The sequence below is a fragment of the Lederbergia sp. B243.17 genome, from assembly GCF_057657925.1.
Genome location: NZ_JBWBKF010000084.1, coordinates 68134 through 79043 on the forward strand (window position 1 = coordinate 68134; position 10910 = coordinate 79043).

Annotated in this window: 10 protein-coding genes and 2 pseudogenes; 8 read left to right on the forward strand and 4 right to left on the reverse strand. The window is 45.7% G+C overall.

Going from position 1 to position 10910, the window contains the following annotated elements:
• Positions 1-39: 39 nt before the first annotated feature.
• Positions 40-1656 (forward strand): annotated as a pseudogene (locus AC0TWI_RS16535) (glycoside hydrolase family 43 protein); the annotation flags it as partial.
• 181 nt (positions 1657-1837) lie between these two features.
• Here the strand turns inward: AC0TWI_RS16535 and AC0TWI_RS16540 are convergent.
• The gene (locus tag AC0TWI_RS16540; RefSeq protein ID WP_488127446.1) at positions 1838-2449 is read right to left on the reverse strand and encodes a hypothetical protein; all 612 of its coding nucleotides are present in this window, start codon (positions 2447-2449) and stop codon (positions 1838-1840) included.
• The gene (locus AC0TWI_RS16545) at positions 2449-3309 is read right to left on the reverse strand and encodes a hypothetical protein (protein ID WP_488127447.1); all 861 of its coding nucleotides are present in this window, start codon (positions 3307-3309) and stop codon (positions 2449-2451) included. The genes AC0TWI_RS16540 and AC0TWI_RS16545 overlap by 1 nt, the downstream gene beginning before the upstream one ends.
• A gap of 201 nt (positions 3310-3510) precedes the next feature.
• Here AC0TWI_RS16545 and AC0TWI_RS16550 point away from each other — a divergent pair, with 201 nt between their 5' ends.
• The 5 genes from AC0TWI_RS16550 (at position 3511) to AC0TWI_RS16570 (ending at position 7520) form a co-directional block, all read left to right on the forward strand.
• Positions 3511-4053 carry a sigma-70 family RNA polymerase sigma factor gene (locus tag AC0TWI_RS16550; RefSeq protein WP_488127448.1) on the forward strand — a complete coding sequence of 181 codons (543 nt, stop codon included), beginning with the start codon at positions 3511-3513 and terminating at the stop codon, positions 4051-4053.
• Complete coding sequence (locus AC0TWI_RS16555; protein WP_488127449.1) at positions 4050-4514, forward strand: hypothetical protein; 465 nt, start codon at positions 4050-4052, stop codon at positions 4512-4514. The genes AC0TWI_RS16550 and AC0TWI_RS16555 overlap by 4 nt, the downstream gene beginning before the upstream one ends.
• On the forward strand, positions 4507-5589 hold the full coding sequence (locus tag AC0TWI_RS16560) for a hypothetical protein (RefSeq protein ID WP_488127450.1): 1083 nt from the start codon (positions 4507-4509) through the stop codon (positions 5587-5589). The genes AC0TWI_RS16555 and AC0TWI_RS16560 overlap by 8 nt, the downstream gene beginning before the upstream one ends.
• Positions 5586-6476, forward strand: a complete 891-nt coding sequence (locus AC0TWI_RS16565; protein WP_488127451.1) for a hypothetical protein — start codon at positions 5586-5588, stop codon at positions 6474-6476. Before AC0TWI_RS16560 ends, AC0TWI_RS16565 begins: the two co-directional genes overlap by 4 nt.
• Positions 6477-6605: 129 nt before the next feature.
• Complete coding sequence (locus tag AC0TWI_RS16570) at positions 6606-7520, forward strand: diacylglycerol kinase (RefSeq protein WP_488127452.1); 915 nt, start codon at positions 6606-6608, stop codon at positions 7518-7520.
• Between the two features lie 142 nt (positions 7521-7662).
• Here AC0TWI_RS16570 and AC0TWI_RS16575 read toward each other — a convergent pair.
• Both AC0TWI_RS16575 and AC0TWI_RS16580 read right to left on the reverse strand, forming a co-directional pair.
• A pseudogene (locus AC0TWI_RS16575) lies at positions 7663-8570 on the reverse strand (PhzF family phenazine biosynthesis isomerase).
• Positions 8571-8708: 138 nt separating this feature from the next.
• Positions 8709-9005 (reverse strand): hypothetical protein, encoded by a 297-nt coding sequence (locus AC0TWI_RS16580; RefSeq protein ID WP_488127453.1) that lies wholly within the window; start codon positions 9003-9005, stop codon positions 8709-8711.
• 148 nt (positions 9006-9153) lie between these two features.
• Between AC0TWI_RS16580 and AC0TWI_RS16585 the strand changes: the two genes are divergently transcribed.
• Both AC0TWI_RS16585 and AC0TWI_RS16590 read left to right on the forward strand, forming a co-directional pair.
• Positions 9154-9621, forward strand: coding sequence for a PCYCGC motif-containing (lipo)protein (locus AC0TWI_RS16585; protein WP_488127454.1), 468 nt, complete (start codon positions 9154-9156; stop codon positions 9619-9621).
• A gap of 176 nt (positions 9622-9797) precedes the next feature.
• Entirely contained in the window at positions 9798-10766 is a 969-nt protein-coding gene (locus AC0TWI_RS16590; RefSeq protein ID WP_488127455.1) for a siderophore ABC transporter substrate-binding protein, read from the forward strand.
• Positions 10767-10910: the final 144 nt, after the last annotated feature.

Genomic DNA, 10910 nt, shown 5'->3' on the forward strand with positions numbered 1-10910 from the left:
AAAAAGAAAGTGTAACGAGGAAAGGGGAGTTATGTATTGATGAGCAAACAATTGAACGAGCCCCTGCTGCTGGAACACGAGCAAATTGGCTCTGTACCCGATTTGAAATCGGATCGAACGCAAGAACCCAATAGAGAAAAGAGGGCTGACAGCCCCGTGTTTCATCCTGTTTCCATCCATGATCCGGCAATTGTTAAAGACGGGGATATGTTTTATATATTCGGTACGCATATTGCTGCCGCTAAATCTGCCGATTTGATTCATTGGCAGAGCTTTGCGAATGGCTATGCGACACCTGATAACAAGCTATACGGTGACCTTTCCGGAAACCTTTGCGAAACGTTCAAATGGGCGGGGGAAAATGATGCAGACTGCAAAGGCGGCTTCGGCGTCTGGGCACCGGACGTCTTTTACAATAAAATGTTTGTGAATAAAGATGGATCAAAGGGTGCTTATATGATTTATTACAGTGCATCCTCTACCTATATCCGCTCGGCCATCGGCTTTGCCGTATCACAAACAATCGAGGGTCCCTATGAATATATCGATACGGTCGTCTATTCCGGCTTTACAAAAAACGATATGAAAGATGAAAACAGCGACATAAACAAGAAATGGACCGGGACGAATATCCCCAGTCTCATCGAAAAAGGATTGCTTCAAGGGCCAAGAGACGATTGGTTCAATCCTGACGGGTCTTATAACAATTACGAGTTCCCGAATGCAATCGATGCCGCCATGTTTCATGATAAGGACGGAAAGCTCTGGATGGCGTATGGATCTTGGTCCGGTGGAATCTATATCCTGGAGATGGACGAAGAAACGGGCAAAGCCATCTATCCTGGGGAGGATGGGGAAACAACCGATGGCCGTCTTGTGGACCGGTATTTCGGAACAAAAATCGCCGGAGGGTATTTCAAATCAGGAGAAGGCCCTTATATTACGTATGACAACACCAATGGCTATTATTATTTGTATGTGACCTATGGGTGGCTCGGTGCGGACGGAGGCTATAATATGCGACAATTCCGGTCAGCCCATCCTGACGGTCCTTATGTTGATGCCGCAGGGCTGAATGCAGTTCTGCAGGGTGATATCGAGAATACTCCTTTTGGAAACAAAATCATGGGGAATTTTCAGTTTGACCGGAAGAACGGGGAAGAAGGTTCCGGATTGGGAGTGGGGTATCTTTCACCCGGGCATAATTCGGTGTACCTTGATGAGAAGACGGGACAGCAGTTCTTGATTTTCCATACCCGCTTTCCGGAAAAAGGCGAATACTTCGAAGCCCGTGTCCACCAGATGTTTATCAACAAGGACGGCTGGTCAATTGTAGCGCCGTATCCATATAATGGCGAATCGCTCGTAAAGGTCGCCAGAGAGGATCTTGCCGGAGACTATCAGTTTATTAACCACGGGAAAGAATACTCCGCAAACATCAATTTGTCTGTACGAATCCGCCTTGAAGAGGACGGCTCTATATCAGGCAATGTTACTGGTTCATGGTTGATATCGGGAGACTTTGAGGCAGAGCTTGTCATTGATGGCCATCTGTACAATGGAGTTTTTCTCAGGCAATGGGACCCTGCGTCCAATAGGAAAGTCATTGCATTTACAGCCTTGTCGGCCGAAGGGATCTCAATATGGGGCAGCAGAGGAATCTAGTGTGGTGCGGCAATTGGATTTGCTGAACAACCGCATGGGAAGCATGTAATCCATTGCTTAGCAATCTCTGCTACTCACCAAAAAGACACTTGGAATGAATAGTTGTATTCAAAAGATAAGTGAAGCTGCACGCTCAAAAAAATAATTGAGTGTGCAGCTTCTCCTGTGTAAGTCACAGTGGGTTTGAGACTGAATCCTTTCTCTGGTAAAACGCTTCATCACACATCCATCGTTTTCGGAACAATCCGAACAAGATCAGGATCACCAAATCCAATGCAAAGACTCCCAACGACAAAACAGGAATTAGAAACATTTGCTGATTGCTGGCCAGATTTATGATAAACGGGGCAGCAATCAAGGAAGTTAACATGATGACCGCATACCGCTTTCTCCATCGCTCCATTTTATCTGCCAGTGACTGAATGCCCTTTTCTTCCGCCATCCCTTGGAGCCCGGAGAGCATTTCATACACAAAAAAGAGGTGAAGCAGGCGGAGGAGCATTCCTGTGTAGACAAAGACTGCCAGACGGGAGGCGGTTATGCTGTCGGTCAGCAGATTAAATTCAGGGATAAACCAAACAGGAATTGAAAGAACTGCGAGAAAGCCCGCAAGAATCTTTGCCCTTATGAAGCCAGGAAAAAGCCTTGCAAGGTTTCGCGTGCCAAGTAAAAGAAGGAGATACCCTATTGGCGTCAGTAATTCGAAGCCCGCAACCCTCACATCGAACATGACAAGAAGGTACCCCCAAAAAAGCTGACGAATAACAGCAGGGACAATTCTCATCAGCTCTCCTCCTTGATTAGACGCTGTATTACTTTTTCATCGAATTCCGGATCATTACGCATGTGTGCAGTCGTCATAAACGATCCGCCCTTTTCGGTTGTCCCCGATATCTTCGCATAGAAAGAATAATACTGGTGGGGTTCCTCAGCATCGGGCGGAAAATCAAATTGATAACTTACTCTCAATCTCCCTTCCTTTTGCAAATGAAAAGGAAACAGTTCGGAACTTAACGGCTCGCCGCCGGAAAATTCTTCGTAACTACTTTGTTCTATAAATCGTTCCAGTTCCGCCTGCTGATTATTTACATGAATCGTAAGATACGGAAGTAGCTTATCGGAAAAAGGGACGGAAATCCTTTCAACGTCCAGTTGTTCCTCCGCCCGCAACAAACTAAATCCCCCGTTGTGAGAGCCTCCTACTCCGAAATTCGCCAATGCTGAATCTTCTACCGGCAAGATATGAATATTGCCAATCGGAAGCAGCAAGCTCTCTCCGTTCCGAAGATGGGCCTCGATCTGCTCAAAGGACAAATCTTTTTCAGTAAGCAAATCCTTCACTTCATTGCTGACTCTCAATGTCGTACTTTTAATCTCATGGCGGCTGAACTGATTTCTCGCGGTTGTAAACTCATTGAAAAATACAATGTCCGTCTCTGGTATTGAGGCCCATTCGATCACCATACGATCGTCGTTCCGGTTTGTTATATAAAACAATTCAAAAGTGAAATCCGGATAGGCGAGCACTTCGTAATAATGTTTCAGCATTACCGGCCGCTCCAGCTGGCTGGCTGAGAAGGACAAAAGGTTCCATCCCCAGCTGCAAATCACCGCCAATATCCCAGCGAAGACCCATCGTTTCATTTTTCATTCCATCCCCCTTAAGCCTCTTCTCATACATATTCTGGATTTCCGTTATAAACCCTCTAAAAAAGGTGAAAAGCACGGTTGCTCTCTTGCCCGCTATGCCTTACGCTTGGACAGAAATAAAAAACTTATTGAAGTGTAGGGGTACGTAATTTCTCTGCGTCTATATAGGTGTCAGAGAGAAAGGGGGGAGAGAATTTGGATGATGAGCTCATTGAAAAGATCAAGCAGGGAAACGACCATGCATTCCGGATGCTGGTCGAAAAATACCGGAATATGATCTTCCACGCAGTATATGGCGTCCTGCGCAATGAAAAGGACGCCGAGGATGCGGCCCAGGAAGTGTTCATGAAAATCCATGCTTCTCTCCCCCAATACGAAAAGCAAGGATTTAAAACATGGATGACCCGGATTGCAGTCAATCATGCGATAGATATCAAACGAAAGAAGACAAGGCGGAAAGAAGATCAGCAGGTACAGTATGAGGAAATCGGCCATTCTCCCCCGGCTGCCAGTGTAGAGTCCCTTGTTCTTAGAAAAGAGCGGCAGCGGCTGATCCGTGAACGGCTGAAGGAGCTGCCGCCGAATTACCGTGATGTCGTTGAAGGGTTTTACATACAGGAGAAGACGTATCAGGAACTGGCGGCCGAACAGAACGTGCTCCCAAAATCGATTGAAGTGAAGCTGTACCGGGCAAGGCAGTGGATGAAAAAAAACTGGCAGGAGGATGATTTCTCATGAAGCATATACCCTATGAAAATTGGCTGAAATATGTGGAAGATAACTTGGAAAATGAGGAACTCCGGAGCCGGTATGAAGACCATTTATACAGCTGCGACCAGTGCCTCGAGCTTTATTTGCAGGCAATGGAAGCGACGTCAGGCAACTGGCCGACCTTGGAAGGTACGGATTTCACTGAGCACGTTATGCAGGAAGTCAAGCCTCCTGAAAAAGCGAAGAACCCTGTGAAAAGGAATAACAGGAGACGGCAGACGCTGATCCATTATACGCTGGCTGCCGCCATGACGCTCTTTCTGACATCAACCGGCATTTTTTCTCATCTGGCGATGGTTACAACCTCTTTCGAAAGCCAGCCGAAAACGGAGAAAACTTCATTTGTCAGCAAAATATTAAATAAACAAGTTTCTATTACAGAAAGATTTGAACAGCAAGAACATAAGGAGGGATTCAAACATGAATAAAAATCCGATTATCGCCTTTTTGCTCGCCTTTTTCCCGGGCGGCGGATTGATGTATATTGGGAAAGTGCTCCGCGGGCTGTTTTATACAGCGACCGTGATCGGTATTCCTGTGCTGTCCGTCGGGGCTACAATGGCCACAGGTTTCCAGGGATTTCTCGTCTTTAGTTTAGCGGGGTTCCTGCTCTACATCATAAACTTTGTTGATACGACCGTGACAGCCTCGAAGCTGTACAACCGGCCTGCTGCGGCAGAAGAAGGCATGGCAGCCGTAAAAACGACTGACCAAGAGAGATTTTTCACGATTGTGCTTTCCCTTATTCCAGGTCTCGGACATTTCCAGCTCGGTCTCGTATATCGCGGAATGACGATGCTCGCCTCTTTTCTCGGGCTTGGTGCGATGATTCTTTTCGTCACGCTCATTTCACATAGAAGCGAGTTTCTCGTCTTCATGGCGGCCTTGCCGGTCATCTGGCTTCTCTCTTTCTTTGATGTGCTGAAACTGCTCGACTTGAAGCAAAAAGGAGAACACCTTGTCGACCAGTCTATTTTTGAAGACTTGCAGAATCGGAACATTGAGGGGAAAAAGAGCAAAACGATCGCTTCCATGCTCTCGATCATTCCTGGGGCGGGGCATCTGTATCTCGGCCTGCAGCACCGGGGCATTCAATTGATGGCGGCGTTCCTTCTCTCAATTTATATACTGGATGTACTGAGGCTCGGCATTCTGCTGTTCATCGTGCCGCTCATCTGGTTTTTCAGCTTTTTTGACGGGTTGCAGAAGGCTTCAAAGACGGATACAGGCGAACTGGTAGATGAGCCGATTATTGAGTATTTCACCAACCACCAAAAGTGGATCGGCATCATCCTCGTCTTCCTAGGCCTTTATTATTTGACGGTGAACATTTTGTTGCCGACAGCGGGAAGCTATTTGCGCAATTTGTACAATATTGACCTTACCTATTACTTTTACAACTATTTTCAAACGGGGATTATCTGCCTGTTGCTCATCGGCGGCGGCGTAAAGCTGATGACCGGCAAAAAGCGCGGTTTAGAAGAACAGGAGGAAACGGAATGAGAACATGGAGAGTAGGATCATTTTCAATGGGAGCTGCGCTCGTATTCCTGGGGGTTTATCTCCTGCTTGCCGACCTGCTCAAATGGGATCCGGCAAGAGCCATGCTGTCTTGGTGGCCGGTGCTGTTCATCGTACTAGGAGGAGAGATGCTGCTGTACTTGTTTCTGCACAAAGAGGAGGGGAAGGTCAAGTATGATTTTCTTTCCATCTTCTTCATCGGCGTGCTGGGCACATTCGGTCTCGGGATGGCGCTCTTGAGTGCGACCGGGCTGATTGATACGGCAAACCGAGTTGTGTCGGCGGAAGAACGGATGTTGAATCTCCCAGCATTATCGGAGAAAAATCTTGAAGGCATCAGTCGGATTGTGTTGGATGCCAATCATTACCCGTTGCAAATAGAAGCGGTGAATGAACAGGAATTGTCTCTCTTCGGCACATACAGATCGGAAGGGACGAAGGAAAAAGTCATGACCGACACGGATGAATATCTATTGATAGAAAGAAAAGGCGACACCATCTATTTGAAGATGAAGGATCTCCCGCAATCCCGTGTGTTCGGAAATGGCGGGTACAATAATCTCCAAGCGACACTTCTCATCCCGAAAAACATCAAGCTCGATTTGAAGCAGGGCGGCGAGTTGTCCATCTTGGCTGATAAGATGGATGCGAATTGGAATGTCCAGACAAGCGGCGATGTCGAGCTGGATGTATCAGGAGCGAAAAACCTCTCTATACAGGCAAAGGATATTTATGACCTAGGCGAGGGTGACTGGACAGACACGAAACAGGTTGAGTCAGAAGGAACCTACTCATCTAAAATGATTCTGGGGGAGCCATCCCATACGCTTGCAATTGAAAAGGCGAACCGTGTTTCCGTGCGCAGATAACGGGCGGAAATGGACTTCGCCGTAAAAAAAGAGTATGATATTCCGGAGGGCAGTTTGTTTACAGACTGCCTTCTATTAATGGCGAATCCAAAAAACACTTTACTTATACATGCTGATAGGGTGATCATGATGAAAAAAGCGCGTATTATTTACAACCCGACCTCGGGAAGAGAGATCTTTAAACGCAATTTGGCGGATGTCTTGCAAAAACTTGAAATTGCCGGATATGAAGCGTCCTGTCATGCGACCACAGGAGAAGGCGACGCGGTCAAGGCAGCGAAGCTTGCTGCTGAGCGCAAGTTCGATGTGGTCATTGCTGCAGGCGGAGACGGGACGATCAATGAAGTTGTGAACGGCTTGGCAGAGCAGGAATACCGTCCGAAGCTTGGCGTTATCCCGACAGGAACGACCAATGATTTCGCCCGCGCCTTGCAAATCCCGCGTGATATCGATGCGGCGGTCGACATTATTGTGAATGATGAAACCATTCCGGTAGACATCGGGCGAATGAACGACAGCTATTTTATCAACATCGCCGGCGGCGGCCGGTTGACAGAGCTGACATACGAAGTGCCAAGCAAACTGAAGACGGTTATTGGCCAGCTTGCCTATTATTTAAAAGGAATTGAAATGCTGCCTTCGATCCACGCTACTGAAGCAACAATTGAGTACGATGGTAAATTGTTCGAAGGAGAAATCATGCTCTTTCTCGTCGGGCTGACCAATTCCATCGGCGGCTTTGAGAAACTTGCGCCCGATTCCTCGATCAATGACGGACTTTTCACATTGATGATCCTGAAAAAAACGAACCTGGCCGAGTTTATCCGTATTGCGTCACTCGCACTCAGAGGAGAGCATATTAACGATCCAAACCTCATTTACGTAAAAGCAAACCATGTAAAAGTGGCATCTAAAGAAAAGATGCAGCTTAATATTGACGGAGAATACGGCGGCTTGCTCCCTGCCGAATTCAGCAATTTATACAGGCATCTGGAAGTTTTTGTCCCGCTTGATAAAATCCGTCCTCAAGACAGGGTGGACTGAGAGAAAAGAGAAAAAGGGTTGTTCGGAAAGTCAGTGAAAACTGACTCCCGGACAACCCTTTTGCATTTCTTTTTATGGAAAACGCGAAGAGAATGTGTCTTGGACAGAAAAGCCTCACCATCCGAAAGCCAATTCAAACCCGTTATTCATCGCCTAAACAAACTTCCAAATCTTTAACATACACTGCGTTTCCTGTGATTTTAATGGTATAGGAACCGCTGTTTTTCGAGACATGGACCTTAACCTTTCCATCCTTGTCAATCTCTTGTCCCTGTTCAACAATCAAATCTAGCGGTCCTTCAAATTTGTCTTTCTTTATGTACTTGGCAAAGTATGCCCCCATTACCCCCGAGGCCGTTCCGGTAACTGCATCTTCAATTGTCCCGGAGAATGGAGAAGAAAAGTGCCGTGCGTGCATATCAGCATGAGAATGATAGGTTTCCAGACAGAAAGGGTGAATAGAGGATCGGGGTCTTTCCTGCAAAATTTGTGGGAACTGTTTATTATCCGGGACCATTCTATTACATGCATCCAGCTTTTTTATTGGAATCAACAATGTCCAAGTTCCTGCTCCCATATAAAATCGGCAGTCCGTGATCAATATCAGATACTTTCAAGCAAGCCCATCGCGCAGGCTAAATCCTCTTTTGAACCCCGGAATTCTTCGAATTGGGGTGGGGCCTGTTCCATTGTGATCAATAATTCTTTTTGGGCTGTGGATGTTACTTTTACCGGTAAAATCCCTGCCCTTGTTTCTATCGTCAATTCCGTTCGATCACCTAAAAGCCCTTTGGTTTTCAATGCATATACCGTCGCCATCGTCGCATGCCCGCATAAGTCCATTTCATGACCTGGCGTAAAAAAACGAATTCTAATGTCTGCCACATTTGATGGAACAGGAAAAGCCGTTTCGTTGAATCCGACATTGAAGGCAATCTTTTGCATCTCTTCATCCGTCAGATTCTCTCCATTTAAAACAACACCTGCTGGATTCCCTTTATTCGGTTCTTTACTAAAAGCATCATAATGATGAACAATGATGGAATTCACTTCACCAACACCCTCCGTTTTTTAATTATTCAAACATATCAGTTTGAGCCACACGAAAGTGCGACTAGGTATTGTGTCATTGGCAAGATGTGTTCAGCCCGTGTTTTTTTATACGGACTCTAAGACTGTCCCATCTTATTACTCATCCTTGCTTTGCTGTTCTGCCATAAAACCGATAAGCAGCAGTACGGCCGAAGAAAAGAGCAAACCAGCGCTAAGCAGCATCCAGGCGATCATCAAATCTGCAGAAGTCATTTTTTTGGCGGTGAGAATGTATCCGGCTGAAAGAAGAAAGCCGAGCGTGAATAAGAAAGCAGCTGCCCGGTATCTTACCGTCCTTTCTGCATCCCGATGCCTCCTTGTATATGCTATTCCCCATATGAGCAACGCGGCCAAAATAAGCAATGCCAGGCCGATCAACCATAAACCGATCATATTTCTTTACCCTCCTATAGATCCTGCTGTCTATTTTACCATACGCATCAGAAGGCCGCGGCGGAAGGAAGAATAACGATTCTGTGAACAGACTTGCATTGGATGCTTTATACAATTAAGGTAAAAGAAAAAGTGTATGGGGGCTATCATGAAAAAATCCATGTTATCTGGTATTTTGCTTGCAGGTCTGCTGCTTTCTGCTTGTGCTGGGGCAGAGGAGAAAAATGAACATGCGGAAATGCAGGGGGACATTCGGGAAGAAACTGCTTCTATTGAAACAGCACCTGAGTTTTTAGCTGGAAGACCTGAAGAAATGCAAATGATTTATTATGCTGCTGCCAAGAACAAGGATCTGCTGGAAAGCATCCCTTGTTACTGCGGCTGTGGGGATTCGGTCGGACATAAAGACAATTACGATTGCTTCGTGAATGATAATAAGGAGAACGGCGCCATCATTTGGGATGATCACGGCACAAAATGTCAGGTCTGCCTAGATATTGCGGCAAAAGCGGTTGTGGATCACCAAAATGGTAAGACTATAGGTGACATCCGGACCGAAGTGGATCAGCTGTATGCGGAAGGGTATGCAGAACCGACCCCGACAAAAAAGCCGTAAAAGCGCGCGCCCAAGCCGGATAATGCCTGCAAAGAGGTATCATCCGGCTTTTTTCTTTTAAAAAACAAATAAAAGGATTGCACTTTATTTTATTTATGATATATTACTAATTGAGAGTGATTCTCATTATCGAGAATAAAGAAATACATATACGATAACAGAATGGAGTGTTTGCATTGAAAAGATCATTGCCATTGATCCTCATGCTGATGTTCGTACTTGTCCTATCAGCTTGTGGAGCGAAGGATTCAAAAGAGCCGGAGAAATCGACCGGTGGAAATGATGCGAAAGAAACAGAGGTGCAAGACGAAGTCACCATTAACACTAACCATGGTTCCGTCACTGTCAATAAAAATCCAGAAAAAGTAGTTGTCTTTGATTTCGGCGCGCTTGATACGATGGATAAGCTTGGTGTAAATGTGGCTGCCTTGCCGCAAATGAACGTTCCGAAATACCTTGATAAATACGCAGATAAAGAAAAATATGAGAACGTCGGCAGCCTGAAAGAGCCGGATTTTGAAAAAATCCATTCTCTGAAGCCTGACCTGATTATCATTTCCGGCAGACAAGCAGAGCTTTATGATCAATTTGCAGAAATTGCGCCAACAATCGACCTGTCGCTTGATACGTCTAAATACATGGAGTCCTTCAAAGAAAACGCAACAACTATTGGGAAAATCTTTGACAAAGAAGACGAAGTGAAAAAACAATTGGCGTCTGTTGATGAGAAAATTGATGCATTGCATGAGAAAGCATCCAATCTCGATGAAAAAGCGCTGATCGTCCTTGCAAATGAAGGAAAAGTGAGCGCCTACGGCACAAAATCCCGTTTCGGCATCATCCATGACGTATTTGGCTTTACGCCAGTAGATCCTGACATTGAAGTTTCTACGCATGGCCAGAGTGTATCATTTGAATACATCCTTGAAAAGAACCCAGACTATCTATTCGTCATTGACCGCACAGCTGCAGTCGAGGGGAAATCCACTGCAAAATCAGCAGTAGAAAACGAACTCGTTCAAAAAACAAATGCCTATAAAAATGGAAAAATCATCTACCTTGATCCAGATTACTGGTACCTGTCCGGAGGCGGACTTGAATCCGTACCAGCCATGGTTGATGAAGTGGAAGCAGCTATTAAATAATGAAAGAGGCTGGGACATAACTAGTCTCTAACCAAGAGAAAGGTGAAATTGAGCAAGACAATTTCACCTTTCTCTTTTTATTGTGTATAAATTTAGGATCCACTTGCTGTGTTGGCCGTAAACTTACGTAAGTTCACGGCCATT